Genomic DNA, 15,071 nt, shown 5'->3' with positions numbered 1-15,071 from the left:
GTAAAAATGTACCGTTTTACCAAATAGACGGGACGTACTTCATTTGATAAAAAACTGAAAAAACAGCGATTTACATCAAACTTACATCAATTGATGCAGAAATCGGTGCAAACAAGAAAAAATCGCATAATTAGTGCAATGAGTGGGCAATTCCAATCGGGATTGCCCATTTTTAAAACAAACAAAAATACATATTGGAATTTACAGGAGGAATATATATGGTTGGAAGAATTTATCATGTAGGACTAACGGTTTCTGATTTGGAACGCTCAATTGCATTCTACAGAGATGTCATTGGGCTTGAGTTTCAAGGAGAGATTTTTATGGAAGGCGAAGAAACAGATAAAATGTTTTGTAGAGTAAATTGCAAAGCAAGGGTCGCTTATTTGAATGGCTCCAAGGCTGTTGAGGCACCGCCAGTTGAGCTGATTCAGTTTGTAAACAACGAAGTAAAGAAAGTTCCCTCTGATTTGTTTACAACATCCATCTCGGAAGTATGTTTCTATACAGATGATATTGATTCTACTTACAAACATCTCGTAGATAATAATGTGGAGTGCTTGTCTGAACCGCAGTATTTCGATTTTAGAGCAGATGGATTTGGGGAAAGTAGAGCTTTTTATTTTAGAGACCCGGATGGAATCATTCTTGAGATGATGCAACCGTTATAAAAGGACACTAAATCGGTATTTAACGCTTGAAAAAAGGAGAAATAAACATGGCAAAGAAAGAAGAAAGATTTGAAGTTACATTCAAAGACGGAAGTTGGCTTAAAGATGAAGGAATTCGTCAAATCCTTGTAGATAAGAAGACTGGGGTTAATTACCTTTGTTGGAACTCTGGATTTGGAGCCAGTATTACACCTCTTCTGGATTCGGAAGGAAAAGTCATAGTCACAAAGTAAAATCGGGAATTAAAGGATAAAACTAATGAAAATCAAAAAGGTAATTATAGGAGTCACTATCGGAATAATCGCAGCAATACTTTGGAGCGTTGTTTTCATAAACTCATTAAATAGCATGGCAGGAATTGGAATCGGAATATGTCTGGGTATATCTTTTGGCATATCTGGCAGTCTTATTTTTTCAAAAAAAGATAAAGATAAGTGATGATACAACTTCAAGTTTAGCAAGCCCTTTGAGAGAGGAAAAATACTTTTCTCAAAGGGCTTTTTCTATTTTTACTGATATTCGCAAACTACAAGAAAAAGCCGAAACCTCATATACTCTGAGCACAAGGAGGTTGAGGTTTGGCTATGAATAACAGTTTAACAGAAGTACATCCGGAGCTTGTTTCGGAGTGGTCGAAGAAAAATTTGCCGCTTACACCTGATGACATTACTTTCGGTTCAAATAAAAAAGTATGGTGGAAAGGTGCATGCGGTCACGAATGGCAGACAAGCATTAAAGCTCGTTCCAATGGAGAAAAATGTCCGATATGTTCCGGTGCGAGAGTGATTGCAGGGATTAACGATTTGGCGACATTAGAGCCGCTACTGGAAAAGCAGTGGTCGGAAAAGAATAAGATAAAACCGACAGAAGTTTCTATTGGTTCTCATAAGAAAGCGATATGGAGATGTGAAAAAGGACACGAGTGGGAAGCTGCCGTTAAGAGCAGGACAATAAATAAAACTGGTTGCCCGTACTGCTCCCATAATAAAGTATTGGCAGGCTTTAATGACCTTGCAACACTTCTGCCGGATATAGCAGCCGAGTGGTCGGACAGAAATTATCCGACACTTCCAACTCAGGTTACGGTCTTTGCCAATCGTAAGGCTTGGTGGAAGTGTAAGGATTGCGGCAGAGAGTGGAACACCCTTATTTCTACCCGTTCCGGTGGTAGCAAATGCCCGTATTGCAGTGGGTACATATTCCTGAAAGGGTTTAACGATTTGCAGACAACACACCTTGAAATTGCTTCAGAGTGGTCGGAGAAGAACTTGCCATTGAAGCCTGATGAAGTAAATGCAAAGTCGAGGAAAAACATCTGGTGGAAGTGCAGTAAATGCGGTAACGAGTGGAAATCTGTTATCAATGCCCGTGTAAAAGGTACGGTATGCCCCGTTTGTGCAGAGAGAGAAGTCCTTGCCGGATATAATGATTTGGCGACAACAGATAGTCAGCTTCTCAGCGAATGGAATTATGAACAGAATAAATGGAAACCGACAGAGGTATCACGAAATTCAGCAAAGAGAGCGTGGTGGAAATGCAGGCACGGTCATTCGTGGAGTATGAAGATAAATGAAAGAACGATATTGAATAAAGGCTGCCGAATTTGTGAGCAGGAGTATTTGTCATTGTTCCCTGCTTTGGCGGTCAGCTATTATTCTAATAAGAAAGGCTTGAAAGCAGAACTTGGTTCTGACCGATTGCTTGGAGTTCCGCTTGAAACATACATACCTTCAGAAAAGTTGGCTATTGAGTCGGGAAGTGCTGACGAGAATATAGAAATAATGAAAGCATATATGTGTAAGCAACGAGGGATAAGGCTGATTAAGCTGCCGATGAAAGGCACAGAACTGGATTATGCCAATAGCTTAAAGAAAGCTCTTCAGAGCGTACATATATTTATTTCTTCCGATACTGAGGAAGATGTGGAGATAATCAAAAATACATTTGAAAGATGGAGGGACAGCCAATGAGAGAGAAAACCTATCATCTATAGACGCAGACCCGCAGGGCGATTTAACGACTTGTCTTGGTTGGCAGGATACAGACGGTTTGGGTATCACGCTTGCAACGAAACTCACAGATGTAATCAATGAAACGATGACAGACCCTATGGTTGGTATCCTGCATCACGAAGAAGGTGTTGACCTTGTTCCGGCAAACCTTGAGCTTTCAGCAATGGAATTTAACCTTGTAAACGCAATGAGCAGAGAAACTACACTCAAGAATTATTTGAGTCAAGTGAAAAACAGATATGATTATGTAATTATAGACTGTATGCCTTCACTTGGTATGGTTACTCTCAATGCTTTATCGGCGGCAGACAGTGTTATTATTCCGGTTCAGGCTCAGTATTTGCCTGCAAAGGGGATGACACAGCTTGTGCAGACCATTTCTAAAGTAAAGAAGTATATCAATCCGGATATTAAGATAGACGGTATGCTGCTTACTTTGGTGGATAGCCGAACAAACCTTGCAAACAGAATAGAATTTGTGCAGACGGTCTGCACAAATTGCAAAATCTAAGTTCATTGAACAAAAAAGCCTTTATGGGCGGAATTTTTCAATGAAAATATTGAAAGATACTGAGGTGTTAGCAAATTGCGACACCTCTTTTCTTTTGCGAAAAACCTACTTGAAAAAATTTTCGTATCAGGTATAATAAAACTATCGAAAGCAAACTGCTTCCAATAGAAAAGAAAGCGAGGTGCAGGTATGAGAAGCAAGAGTCCTGAACTTATGAGTGAGATTAAAAAGTATATCGAGGATTATTACCTGCAAAACAGACAATCCCCATCGACTACAAAGATTGCTGAAGCTGTTGGTATTGCCAGAGGTACAGCATACAAATACTTGGTAGAGATGGCTGAGAAGAATATGATTGAGTACGACGGGCAGGAAATTAGTACAAATGTGACCCGTAAGTACAGTGGCGAACAGACACAGACACCGATTGTGGGTTCTATTCCTTGTGGCAGTCCTCAGTATGAGGAAGAAAATATTGAAGAGTATGTATCGCTTCCTACTGCTATTTTCGGCAAAGGAGATTTCTTTATATTAAGAGCAAGCGGTCAGTCTATGATTGAAGCAGGGATTGATGACGGCGACCTTGTAGTTGTCAAAAAGCAGGTAGAAGCCAATGAGGGCGATATAGTAGTTGCCCTTGTGGATAATCAAAATACATTGAAACGCTACTTCCGAGATGATGAGAATAAGAAAATCATTCTCCATCCGGAAAATAAGAAGATGAAAGACATCATTGTAGATGAGTGCTGCATTCAGGGTGTGGCTTGTCACATCATCAAAGAACTATAACAGAGGGCAGACGAATGAGAACACTTGAAGGAATTCGCTATCTAATCAATTTGGATAGTGCGGAAATACAACAGAACTTTGCCGGAGGAGTTGCACCACCGGACAAGGTGGAGTCGGAGGTGGACACAACTTGAGTATTTATATGTCAAGAGCCGAGTTGGAAGAAATCAGCGAAGGCTTGATAACAGCTTATGCTAATAAGTTTAGCAATCGAGTGATTCAATCCATCGACATAGAACATTTCATTACAGAATTTCTTATGTTACGAATTGAATACGCTTCTTTCGCAGAAGATGATGCAGGCAGGATTGGTTTTCTGGCAGATGGAGCAACACCACTGCTGGTACATCAGGACGGAAAAATTATTCCCTTTGTTTTCCCGAAAGATACCATCGTACTTGATAAATTTCTTCTTGCTGAAAAGGAGCAGGGACGTCGCAGGTTTACAATGGCACACGAAGCGTCACATCATATCTTGAGTAAGATGTATGCAATGCCGAGTGAAGGACGCTTTCATGCAGAGTATGACAGTGAGCGTAGTTATTCCAAAGAGGAACTGGCTCAGATGTTTGCGTCTGTTGAGTGGCAGGCAGATACAATGGGAGCTTCGCTTCTTATGCCGAGAAGAATTATTGAAAATGCCTTGGCGAAATATAATCAGTCAAATCCGATAAAAGTTTATGGCGATAATACCATCACTTCAAAGGATAAAAAAGTTATCCGTAGAATGGCAGCTTATATCGGAGTATCCTATACAGCTTTGGTTATCAGATTGAGAGATATGGGACTATTTGAGTATCACAATATCCTTGAGTACATTTCCAATGAATTAAATCTTGGAGGTGTTTCGCAATGAGGTTACAGACTCAGGTAGCACCTGAAATACAAAAGAGATTGCTTCTGTCAAGAGTAGAAGCAGAAAGCCTGAAAGAGCGTGATATTCTCTGCCCGACTTGCGGGTTCAGGATACAGAGAGTTTTTTCAGACGCAACCGGACATTTGAGTGTGAAGTGTCAAAAATGCAAGAATGTCCATATCTTAAATCTCGCTTACTTCCGAAGAATCCGTAGGAACGGATATGGCAGGAATTGCAGGCGATGAAGATTACAAGTAAATATTGAAACGATTTCTAATCGAGTAAGCGGAGATAAGCAATTTATTTGCTAAACTACCAAGCACCGTACGAAGCCGGATAAGTGAAGAATAGAAGTATTCTTTGCTGTCCAGATTCGACGGTGCTTTTTTGTTGCTGTTTTATTCGATTATGCTTCGTGCAGTATTAGGTCTTTTCCCTTACTTGGGAAAGGACTTTTATGTTTTATAACGCATGGCAGTGCCAGATAGCTAAATACCCGTAATCTCCGAATTTTGAAACTTATCAATTTTTCAAAATTCAAAGGAGATTACGGAAATGACAAACAAACTTACATTAACAGAACAAGAAGAATTATTTGCAAAGGATTGTAAACTGATAAACCTTAAATACGAATATAACGGTTATACCGGAGATGAAAGATGGGCGATTATTACGGAATTATCTGTAAAAGAGCTTTGGGAGAAGTATCCCCTTGTTATAGAAAGATATTCTCCGTTTGTTCATCTTTCCATTGCACAGGGAGAGGTAATTGACGATGCAAACCGAAATGAGGACAAGTATGCAAAGAGAAGCAGTCGCACACTCGACTGCTATGGATATGACGATGAAATGTCCTCACAGTTCCATAAAGAACTTGCCATTATGTTTGACGACCCGTTTGAAAGAGCAGAGGAAGAAAGGCTTGAACTGGAAAGAGAAGAATTGCGTCAGTGTGAAATCAGAAAAGCAAGAATAGCACTTTCAATGTTGCAGCCACTTCAAAGGGAACGCCTTATGAAGAATGTGTGCTGCGGTCTGAGTTCCAGAGCGATTGCAAAGCAGGAGGGCGTATATTACAGCTCCGTGGATAAGTCCATTGCTGCGGCAAAGAAAAACTTTATCAAATTTTATAAAAATCTCTGATTTTGGGTGTGCATTTCAGCACCCTTTGTCCAAATGAGTGAAGGGGTTATTTCATTCCGGATACGAATGACACTTTAAAAATTTGATTCTTGTGAGGTTATGTATATGAAAGAAAAAATGATTTGTCGTGGGGATTTATTCTACTATGACTTTGGAGATAACAGTGGTTCAGTACAAAGCGGAGAACGTCCGGTGCTTGTCATTCAGGCGGACGATTATAACCAGAATGCTCCGACGATTATTGTTGCAGCGGTTACAAGTGTAATCAAGAAAAGATATTTGCCATCGCACATTATTCTTGGCGAGGAGTTTGGACTGAAGAAACCGTCAATGGTTCTTTTGGAACAGATACGGACAGTCAATAGAGAGGATTTGCGTGAATACATAGGTACGGTAGATGACGATAAACTTTTCAGACAGATAAATGCAACTTTGAAAAAGACTTTTGGACTTTGGGTTTACAAGCCGGAGGGGAAAGAAAATATTCGCTGCCTATGCCCGAAGTGCCTGAATGATTACATCCACAATCCGGACTATATCGTAAGGCGACTTGACCCATTTGCAAAGCGAAAAGACAGATGTGATAAGTGTGATGGAGATGGTTGGGATTATGTTGTTACCGATAGATATTCATCAAAGAAAGAAAAGAGGTGCAAGAATGTCTAATAGCAGTGTAAAGAAGCTGAGTTATAATGTACCTCTTTGGCATAAGCCTAATTTGTCGATTGAAGAAGCATCTATATATTCCAATATTGGAACAGGAAAACTTTATGAAATGACGGAAAAGCAAGATTGCCCATTTGTACTTTGGATAGGAAGCCGCCGAATGATAAAGCGAAAAATTTTTGAGGAATATATTGCAAATCAGTATTCTATTTAATGAAAAAGTCAAATTTGCGATGAGTAAATTCGCATCGTTGGCTCAGTGCATATTTTTGAGTATGCTGTAACCACGCAAAGGAGGTTACAGCATATGAACAACGAAAAAGAAGAAACAATCTATAATGTCCCACTTTGGGAGAAAGTAATGCTTACAATTGATGAAGCCGCAGCTTATACAGGTGTTGGAAGCAGAAAAATCAGACAGCTTACCGATAATGAAAGATGTCCGTTCGTTTTGTGGAATGGCTCGAAGCGACTTATCAAGAGAGAAGAATTTGTTGAATTTATAAAAAAGCAGTATTCGATATGAGGAGGTATTATTGTGAGTAATCCAGTAAAAAAAGAAAGATTAGAAGTACCGATATGGCATAAGCCGTATCTGACCATTGATGAAGCTACTGCCTATACTGGCATTGGCAGAGAAAAACTTCGTGAAATGACAAGGTTTGCTGACTGTCCATTTGTGTTATGGGTGGGAAAACGCCGAATGATAAAAAGAGAATTGTTTGATGAGTACATTGAAAAAATGTATGAGATTTAGGAGGTGGAACGATGAATGTGGATTTTGCAGATGAAGAAATGATTGCTTATCGGGAAAGCCTTATAGAAAAGAAAAAAGAGCAGCCATTTTGGAAAAAGAAATGTTTGTCGGTAAATGAAACAGCCGCTTATACAGGTATCGGAAGGGGAAAAATACGAGAGCTGATGAAAAAGAAAGACTGCAATTTTATGACGACAGACGGTTATCAGGTGTATGTCATCATCGACAAATTTGTGGAATTTTTAAATAGCAGGAATGAAATATAGGAGGAACAGCCGTGGCAAGACCAAAACGAAAAGATAAAACAAGGACAGTTCTTCGCACGGGAGAACTTCAAAGAAGTGATGGAAGTTATCAGTACAGTTGGACTGATGAAAACCATAAAAGAAGATATGTCTATTCAAAAACGCTTGAAGCACTCAGGATTAAAGAGGAAGCAATTGAGAAAGACAAAAGTGATGGCATAAAAGCGGAAGCACGATATGTTACACTCGATGATTTATATGAGTTGTGGAAAGACCTGAAGAGAGGATTGAAAAACAACACTTTTGAGAATTACAAATATATTTATGAAACCTTTGTACGTCGGCAAATCGGTTCTAAGAGAGTTTCAACATTTTTGAAATCAGATATTAAGAGATTTTATAATTATCTGGTTGATGAGCGAGGATTGAAGCCAGCAACGGTTGATGGTGTCCACAACATTCTTCATCAGATATTTGATATGGCGGTTGATGATAACTATATCAGAAACAATCCGACAAATAATGTTTTGAGGGAATTGAAAAAAGCTCATTGCTTCAAGACAGAGAAACGCAGGGGACTGACTCGACCTGAGCAGGAATTGTTTATGGATTATCTGAAGAACTCTAATACAGCAGTGTATTGGTATCCGGTGTTTGCAGTAATGCTTGGAACGGGATTAAGAGTTGGAGAAGTTACAGGACTCAGATGGTGTGATATTGATTTGGAAGATGGGATTATAGATGTTAATCACACGTTGGTTTATTATGACCACAGAACTTCTGAAGGAAAAAAGGGCTGCTATTTCAATGTGAATACTCCAAAGACAGAAGCTGGAAATAGACAAGTCCCGATGCTCGATTTTGTTAAAGAAGCATTTGTTATGGAAAAAGAAAGACAAGAACTGCTAGGGGTTCACTGCGAAGCAACCATAGATGGATATACAGATTTTATATTTCTCAATCGCTTCGGACAGCCACAACATCAATCGACTTTGAATAAGGCAATCCGACGCATAATCCGTGATTGCAACGATGAGCAGTTTTTGAAAACAGAAAATCCAGAAGTGCTTTTGCCGCATTTTAGTTGTCATTCGCTCAGACATACATTTACAACAAGAATGTGTGAAGCAGGTGTAAATATAAAAGTTATTCAGGATACACTCGGACATAAGGATATAACAACAACCTTAAATATCTATACTGATGTAACAAAGGAACTAAAAAGAACCGAGTTTGATGGACTGGATAAATACTTTAATAATTCAATAGCGTAGGAAAAAGTGGCGTACTTTAAAATGAAAATTGGTACGCTGCTTTTTTTGGTCTGATTGACTTATTCAAAAATAAAGATTATAATTTAGTAAGCAATCCGATTGAAGAACCCATTCTCTCAATCGGGATTTACATCAAATACATCAAATAATACAACTGCTTATGCGGAAAGTAATCAATTTTAAAGGTAAACAAGGCTTTTTATCTGATTGAAAAAAGCAAAGTAGGGAGTTGCTCAGGAATATGAGTGGCTTCGGAATTGCGTCGGAGAAAGTCCCGACGATGAAGTCACTGGACGCTGATAAGAAAGCTTCCAAGACTTCCGAAGCAGCTCCGGCAGAGGCTGAAAAACCGGTTGAAAAGATTGATTTTTCTAAGGTAAAAGTCGAGCCATTGTTTGAAGAAATGGTTGATTTTGATACATTCAGCAAGTCAGATTTCCGTGCAGTAAAGGTTAAAGAGTGCGTTGCAGTACCGAAGTCAAAGAAGCTGTTACAGTTTACTCTTGATGACGGAACAGGCACAGACAGAACCATTTTAAGCGGTATTCATAGCTTTTATGAGCCGGAAGAACTGGTTGGAAAGACTCTTATTGCTATCACAAATCTTCCACCGAGAGCTATGATGGGCATTGACTCTTGCGGTATGCTCCTCAGTGCTATTCATGAAGAAGAAGGCGAAGAAAAGCTTCATCTTCTGATGGTTGATAACCACATTCCAGCAGGTGCAAAGCTCTATTAAGATGAGAAACTGAGCCTTGCGGCGGTGTGCGCTTGCGAACACCGACATAAGGCGAAAAACGCACGGAGACGCCAGTCGACGTGATGTAAAGATGTACCATTTTACCGAATAGACGGGACGTACTTCATTTGATAAAAAACTAAAAAAACAACGATTTACATCAAACTTACATCAATTGATGCAGAAATCGGTGCAAGCAAGAAAAAATCGCATAATTAGTGCAATGAGTGGGCAATTCCAATCGGAGTTGCCCATTTTTAAAACAAACAGAAATACAAATCGGAAGTTGGAGGATACACGCATGAAAATTGTAATCATTAATGGAAGTGCCAGAAAAGGAAATACGCTGGCAGCAATCAATGCATTTATAAAAGGAGCGTCAGAAAAGAATAAAATTGAAATCATTGAACCCGACAAACTCAACATTGCACCATGCAAGGGATGTGGTGTCTGTCAATGCTCTAAGGGATGCGTCGACAAGGATGATACAAATTCTACAATTGATAAAATTGCTGCCGCAGATATGATTCTTTTTGCTACACCAGTTTATTGGTGGGGAATGTCAGCACAATTGAAACTTATCATTGATAAGTGCTACTGCCGTGGATTGCAGTTAAAAAACAAAAAAGTTGGCACAATTGTTGTAGGTGGTTCTCCCGTAGGCAGTATCCAGTATGAGCTGATTGATAAGCAGTTTGACTGTATGGCAAAATATCTTTCATGGGATATGCTTTTCAAAAAATCATATTACGCAACAGCCAGAGATGAACTTGAAAAAAATAAGGATTCCATGAACGAACTTGAGTGGATCGGAAAAAATTTATAAAGCACACACCAAATTCCAGTTTGCCAACTTGCCCTTTGAGAGAGGAGAAATCCCTTTCTCAAGGGGCTTTTTCTATTTATACGGATATTCGCAAACTACAAGATAAAGCCAAAACTTCATATACTCTAAGCACAAGGAGGTTGAGGTTTGGCTATGAATAACAGTTTAGCAGAAGTACACCCGGAGCTTGTTTCGGAGTGGTCGGAGAAGAACTTACCGCTTACACCTGATGACATTACTTTCGGTTCAAATAAAAAAGTATGGTGGAGAGGTGCTTGCGGTCACGAATGGCAGACAAGCGTTAAGGCTCGTTCTAATGGAGAAAAATGCCCAATATGTTCCGGTGCGAGAGTGATTGCAGGTATTAACGATTTGGCGACATTAGAGCCATTACTGGTAAAACAGTGGTCGAAAAAGAATAAGATAAAACCGACAGAGGTTTCTATTGGTTCTCATAAGAAAGTGATTTGGAGATGTGAGAAAGGACACGAGTGGGAAGCTGCCGTTAAGAGCAGAACGATAAATAGGACAGGCTGCCCGTATTGTTCCCATAATAAAGTGTTGGCAGGATTTAATGACCTTGCAACGCTTCTGCCGGATATAATGATTTGGCGACAACAGACAGTCAGCTTCTCAGTGAATGGGATTATGAACAGAATAAATTGAAGCCGACAGAAGTATCACGAACTTCAGCAAAGAGATCGTGGTGGAAATGCAGGCACGGTCATTCATGGAGTATGAAGATAAATGAAAGGACGATATTGAATAAAGGCTGCCGAATTTGTGAGCAAGAATATTTATCTCTATTTCCTGCTTTGGCTGTCAGCTATTATTCTAATAAGAAAGGCTTGAAAGCAGAACTTGGTTCTGACCGATTGCTTGGAGTTCCGCTTGAAACATACATACCTTCAGAAAAGTTGGCTATTGAGTCAGGAAGTGCTGACGAGAATATAGAAATAATGAAAGCATATATGTGTGAGCAACGAGGAATAAGACTGATTAAACTGCCGATGAAAGGCAGTATACTCTCCAATGGTTGCTGAGCCGCAGGAGTATCAGTATAATGCAGAGTATCCGATTGTTACAGGAGATATGGATGAAACTGTTATCATCACATACTCCCCCAAATATAAAGCCTACCAGCAAAAAATCCGTGAAGGACAGATTCAAAGAGCTATGAAAATGATGCAGTCTCCCGGAAAATCCAGAAAAGGTAAAAATCCCAATGATCCTGCCCGTTTCATCCAGAAAACTTCCGCATCATGAAATCAGAATTCGAAGCAAGACCTGTATTTGTGAGGCGGGAAGACAGAATCAGGGCTCACTTTTTAACCTGCCACATCAGCCTGCTGGTTTACCGCCTGTTAGAGAAAAAACTGGGTAAAGAGTTTACCTGCAGTAAGATTTTGGAAACCCTTAGGGGTCTGAATATGACACTGCTGTCTAAAGACAGTGGATATATACCTTCCTACAAACGTACAAAACTTACGGATGCCCTGCATAATGCGTTTGGCTTCCGAACAGACTACGAATTCATATCCAAATCTTCCATGAGGTCGATTATAAAAGAAACAAAACAGAAAAAATAGCACAAATCCAAAAATAGTACATATCGATGCAAGACAAAGAACAGCCACAACGCTGATAAAATACTGGCGTTATGGCTGTTTTACTATTTTCAAGTGTCAAAGATGGGATTATATCATACTTGGCTCTGTTTGTGTATGCAAAAAATAGGCCTAAACCGGGCTTGAACCGGGATTGGGTTGCGGAAAACGGAAAAAGGAAACTCTCTTGCGTCTGACGCAGAGGGGCTGTATTATTTTGATTGTATTTTGAACTTTGAACGTGAAAAATGCATAGAAGAATGGAGGGAAATGCAAAGAAATGCCAGTAATTGAAAAAAATGAACAAAAATATTTTCTTTAACAAATAAAAATGAAGCATATTGACATATATTGCAAATAATGATAATATAAATTTGCAAAAAATATTAAAAAGATTCATTTTGAATCGATATTAGAAAATACGTGCAAAAGAATGAATCAGCATGCAGAAAAACAAGGAGGAAAAAATGAAAACGAAAAGATTACTGGGATTATTTCCTTGATTGTCAGCAGGAGCTGGGAGTGAAATGTGTAGATCTGCTTGCTGCGCATCAGGGGTTGTGGCTTGATGATCATGGTTATCAGGATCCAGTGCCGATCAAGGAGAAACTGGATGATCACGGTCTGACATGTCCTGTATTTACACCGGAAAACTGTTCTTATGGCTATCAGTTTGCAGCAAAAGAACCGGAACTGAAGGAGCGCTGTTTCCGCTACTTCTCAAATGGAATTAAATTTGGGCACGAGCTGGGGGCAACGATCCTTGAAGCAAACTCGGGCTGGGGCTACTGGAATGAACCGGAAGAGGAAGGATTCAAGCGTTCAGTAGAAATGTTTCAGAGGCTGAGTGAAGTGGCGGCTGAAAATGATATGATGATTGCATGTGAGTCGCTGCGCCCACAGGAATCTTTGATAGGGTGGCGTATAGATCAGATCAAGCATTTGTTTGATGAGGTGAATCATCCGAACTTTAAGGTCATGATTGACCTGACAGCTATGTCTGTGGCAGGAGAAACCATTCAGCAGTGGTTTGATACTTTCGGGACTGAAAATATTATTCACAGTCATTTTCAGGATTGTAATCCTTATGGACATTTTGTGTGGGGAGATGGAAACCGTAATCTCAAACAAGATATTCTGGATATGCTGAATAATGGCTATACGGGAAAATTTACCTAGGAACTGACAGATGGAAAATATTTTGCAGATCCATTTTATCATGACAAGAGAAATATGCGCAATCTGAGAATGTATTTTGGATAAGAAAAAGGAGATATACAATGTCTGAGCTTTTAATGTCGCAATTGGCCGCGACAAATATGGTATATAAGAAATTTTCTTTTGATTATTTTCTGGATTCTATGGATCGGCTGGGGGTTCACAGACTGGAATTATATGGGTGCAGCCATCATTTCCATATGTATGACGGTGATCCCAATATGGCTGCCAATATGCGAAAAAAATTGTCAGCGCGGGGATTTAGTGTTGTTTCTCTGATGCCAGAGGAAAATACTTATGCAATTAATATTGCGGCACCGGAAGACAATATCCGAAATAAAACTGTAGAGCAGTATAAGAAATTTATTGAGGCAGCAGTGGAACTGGAGTGCCCACAGATGTTGCTTTGCCCTGGAAGACCTTACTGGGACAGGCCGTTGTCGGAAGGTTATAAGCATGGAAGAGATTCTGTGGAAAAGCTGACACGGCACGCGGAAAAGTATGGCATTACTTTGATGTATGAAAACCTGAATGAAAGAGAGTCTCCGTTAGCAACAACCAGATTTGACCAGTTTCGTGTGGTAAAAGATATTGATTCTCCTAATCTGAAGTGCTGCGTGGACACGGTTCCGGTAGCATACACAGGAGAAACGCTGGAACAGTATTTTGAAGTTTTGGGGGATAAACTGGCTCATATTCACCTGAACGATGGACGTCCATTTGGACATATGAAATGGGGAGATGGGTTCCAGAACCTCGATGAACATTTAAATGCGATGCGAAAATATAATTACAAAGGTACGATAACCATGGAAATGGCTAATGGTGCATATAGGCTGGATCCGGAGCCACATTACCGTGCAAATATTGAAACTCTCAGAAAGCATTTTGATGGAGGGGAACTTGTATGAGTATTATGAATAAAGAACAGATCAGCATTTTGACAGCGCCTTTTCTTCACCACACGTTTGCGTATGGCCTGGACTCAATTGAGGCAAATGGTTTCCGGTCTATAGAATTGTGGGGAGCATCTCCTCATTTCTGCCTGGATGATGATACACCTGAGGGCCATACTGCCCGGATCAGGGAGATCAACCAGATGCTTAAGGATCGAGGACTTAAAATGACTGTTTTCCATCCGGAACAGTGCAGACAATATCCGATTAATATTGCATCTCCTATTCCGTATGTGAGAAATTACAGTATTAATATGATGAAACAGTATTTGGAGGATACAGCTGCGTTTGAAACCGATAAAATGATGCTGCATCCCGGATGGGAATATGTGGACTCGCCATCGGAAGATAATTTTCTTCGACTTGTAGAATCGGTTCAGATATTGTCCGAAAAGGCAGAAGAATTGGGAATAGTGATGGTGATGGAAGAAATGTCTGCAGCTGATTCCTTATTTGCCAGAGATCTGAGCCATCTGGAAAAGTTAATTAAGTCTGTGAATTCTCCATGGGTTAAAGCCGGTCTTGATTTGATTCAGGCAGAGAATAATGCGGAGACGATCTCAGATTTTTGCAGCCGTCTGGGGCTTCCTGCCCATGTGCATTTTGCAGACCGAAAAGAAGGGTATGCAGCTTTGGGTAAAGGTGATTTTGCATTTGCAGGCCGTCTGGAGGAATTAGAGCAGCTTGGCTACAAGGATACTATTTCTTTGAGCCTGTGGGGAGCCGATTTCTATAAAGACCCGGATGAGGCTCTCAGAGCTTGTGCGGATTGGTTCCGCTTTCGGTCTTGAATGCCGATCT

The 15,071-nt window shown here is 40.0% G+C and carries 21 protein-coding genes and 2 pseudogenes; all 23 read left to right on the top strand.

Features of this window, described 5'->3' with window-relative positions; genetic code table 11:
* Nucleotides 1-218 precede the first annotated feature (218 nt).
* The 23 genes and pseudogenes from DWY89_RS04375 (at nucleotide 219) to DWY89_RS04270 (ending at nucleotide 15,061) form a co-directional block, all read left to right on the top strand.
* Complete coding sequence (locus DWY89_RS04375) at nucleotides 219-671, top strand: VOC family protein (protein WP_118524415.1); 453 nt, start codon at nucleotides 219-221, stop codon at nucleotides 669-671.
* Nucleotides 672-718: 47 nt separating this feature from the next.
* A complete protein-coding gene (locus tag DWY89_RS04370) occupies nucleotides 719-904 on the top strand; it encodes a DUF6440 family protein (RefSeq protein ID WP_118524414.1) in 186 nt (61 codons plus the stop codon).
* 25 nt (nucleotides 905-929) lie between these two features.
* On the top strand, nucleotides 930-1,109 hold the full coding sequence (locus DWY89_RS04365) for a hypothetical protein (RefSeq protein ID WP_054752407.1): 180 nt from the start codon (nucleotides 930-932) through the stop codon (nucleotides 1,107-1,109).
* Between the two features lie 146 nt (nucleotides 1,110-1,255).
* A complete protein-coding gene (locus DWY89_RS04360) occupies nucleotides 1,256-2,641 on the top strand; it encodes a zinc-ribbon domain-containing protein (RefSeq protein WP_118524413.1) in 1,386 nt (461 codons plus the stop codon).
* A gap of 19 nt (nucleotides 2,642-2,660) precedes the next feature.
* Nucleotides 2,661-3,167: pseudogene (locus DWY89_RS04355) on the top strand (AAA family ATPase); the annotation flags it as partial.
* Nucleotides 3,168-3,383: 216 nt separating this feature from the next.
* A complete protein-coding gene (gene lexA / locus DWY89_RS04350) occupies nucleotides 3,384-3,983 on the top strand; it encodes a transcriptional repressor LexA (protein WP_055057002.1) in 600 nt (199 codons plus the stop codon).
* A gap of 130 nt (nucleotides 3,984-4,113) precedes the next feature.
* Nucleotides 4,114-4,839 carry an ImmA/IrrE family metallo-endopeptidase gene (locus DWY89_RS04345; protein ID WP_118375185.1) on the top strand — a complete coding sequence of 242 codons (726 nt, stop codon included), beginning with the start codon at nucleotides 4,114-4,116 and terminating at the stop codon, nucleotides 4,837-4,839.
* A gap of 555 nt (nucleotides 4,840-5,394) precedes the next feature.
* Nucleotides 5,395-5,982 (top strand): sigma-70 family RNA polymerase sigma factor, encoded by a 588-nt coding sequence (locus DWY89_RS04335; protein WP_118375184.1) that lies wholly within the window; start codon nucleotides 5,395-5,397, stop codon nucleotides 5,980-5,982.
* 105 nt (nucleotides 5,983-6,087) lie between these two features.
* Nucleotides 6,088-6,648, top strand: a complete 561-nt coding sequence (locus DWY89_RS04330) for a type II toxin-antitoxin system PemK/MazF family toxin (RefSeq protein ID WP_024853350.1) — start codon at nucleotides 6,088-6,090, stop codon at nucleotides 6,646-6,648.
* Nucleotides 6,641-6,862 carry an excisionase gene (locus tag DWY89_RS04325; protein ID WP_022146404.1) on the top strand — a complete coding sequence of 74 codons (222 nt, stop codon included), beginning with the start codon at nucleotides 6,641-6,643 and terminating at the stop codon, nucleotides 6,860-6,862. The genes DWY89_RS04330 and DWY89_RS04325 overlap by 8 nt, the downstream gene beginning before the upstream one ends.
* Nucleotides 6,863-6,955: 93 nt before the next feature.
* The gene (locus tag DWY89_RS04320; RefSeq protein ID WP_118375183.1) at nucleotides 6,956-7,174 is read left to right on the top strand and encodes an excisionase; all 219 of its coding nucleotides are present in this window, start codon (nucleotides 6,956-6,958) and stop codon (nucleotides 7,172-7,174) included.
* Between the two features lie 12 nt (nucleotides 7,175-7,186).
* Nucleotides 7,187-7,405, top strand: a complete 219-nt coding sequence (locus tag DWY89_RS04315) for an excisionase (protein WP_022146406.1) — start codon at nucleotides 7,187-7,189, stop codon at nucleotides 7,403-7,405.
* A gap of 11 nt (nucleotides 7,406-7,416) precedes the next feature.
* A complete protein-coding gene (locus tag DWY89_RS04310; protein WP_227402221.1) occupies nucleotides 7,417-7,671 on the top strand; it encodes an excisionase in 255 nt (84 codons plus the stop codon).
* Between the two features lie 11 nt (nucleotides 7,672-7,682).
* Complete coding sequence (locus DWY89_RS04305) at nucleotides 7,683-8,924, top strand: tyrosine-type recombinase/integrase (protein ID WP_022146408.1); 1,242 nt, start codon at nucleotides 7,683-7,685, stop codon at nucleotides 8,922-8,924.
* Between the two features lie 241 nt (nucleotides 8,925-9,165).
* Complete coding sequence (locus DWY89_RS04300; protein ID WP_243022724.1) at nucleotides 9,166-9,663, top strand: methionine--tRNA ligase subunit beta; 498 nt, start codon at nucleotides 9,166-9,168, stop codon at nucleotides 9,661-9,663.
* Nucleotides 9,664-9,964: 301 nt separating this feature from the next.
* Nucleotides 9,965-10,489, top strand: coding sequence for a flavodoxin family protein (locus DWY89_RS04295; protein WP_055176454.1), 525 nt, complete (start codon nucleotides 9,965-9,967; stop codon nucleotides 10,487-10,489).
* 153 nt (nucleotides 10,490-10,642) lie between these two features.
* Nucleotides 10,643-11,155 (top strand): zinc-ribbon domain-containing protein, encoded by a 513-nt coding sequence (locus DWY89_RS14555; protein WP_243022747.1) that lies wholly within the window; start codon nucleotides 10,643-10,645, stop codon nucleotides 11,153-11,155.
* Nucleotides 11,152-11,214, top strand: a pseudogene (locus DWY89_RS14550) (zinc-ribbon domain-containing protein); the annotation flags it as partial. The gene DWY89_RS14555 and the pseudogene DWY89_RS14550, both read left to right, overlap by 4 nt.
* Nucleotides 11,215-11,226: 12 nt before the next feature.
* Nucleotides 11,227-11,532, top strand: coding sequence for a hypothetical protein (locus DWY89_RS14545; RefSeq protein ID WP_243022748.1), 306 nt, complete (start codon nucleotides 11,227-11,229; stop codon nucleotides 11,530-11,532).
* Nucleotides 11,522-11,755: a hypothetical protein gene (locus DWY89_RS14540; protein WP_233430239.1), complete on the top strand. Its 234-nt coding sequence runs from the start codon at nucleotides 11,522-11,524 to the stop codon at nucleotides 11,753-11,755. Before DWY89_RS14545 ends, DWY89_RS14540 begins: the two co-directional genes overlap by 11 nt.
* Nucleotides 11,756-12,618: 863 nt before the next feature.
* Nucleotides 12,619-13,275 carry a sugar phosphate isomerase/epimerase family protein gene (locus DWY89_RS04280; RefSeq protein WP_182434499.1) on the top strand — a complete coding sequence of 219 codons (657 nt, stop codon included), beginning with the start codon at nucleotides 12,619-12,621 and terminating at the stop codon, nucleotides 13,273-13,275.
* 101 nt (nucleotides 13,276-13,376) lie between these two features.
* On the top strand, nucleotides 13,377-14,225 hold the full coding sequence (locus DWY89_RS04275) for a sugar phosphate isomerase/epimerase family protein (RefSeq protein WP_107001037.1): 849 nt from the start codon (nucleotides 13,377-13,379) through the stop codon (nucleotides 14,223-14,225).
* The gene (locus DWY89_RS04270) at nucleotides 14,222-15,061 is read left to right on the top strand and encodes a sugar phosphate isomerase/epimerase family protein (RefSeq protein ID WP_118524411.1); all 840 of its coding nucleotides are present in this window, start codon (nucleotides 14,222-14,224) and stop codon (nucleotides 15,059-15,061) included. Before DWY89_RS04275 ends, DWY89_RS04270 begins: the two co-directional genes overlap by 4 nt.
* Nucleotides 15,062-15,071: the final 10 nt, after the last annotated feature.

Origin of the sequence: Clostridium sp. AF27-5AA, assembly GCF_003478415.1 — a bacterium.
Taxonomy (GTDB): Bacteria; Bacillota; Clostridia; order Lachnospirales; family Lachnospiraceae; genus Otoolea; species Otoolea fessa.
The sequence above is the reverse complement of the archived record's forward strand: the minus strand, read 5'-3'. Positions and strand labels throughout refer to the sequence as shown.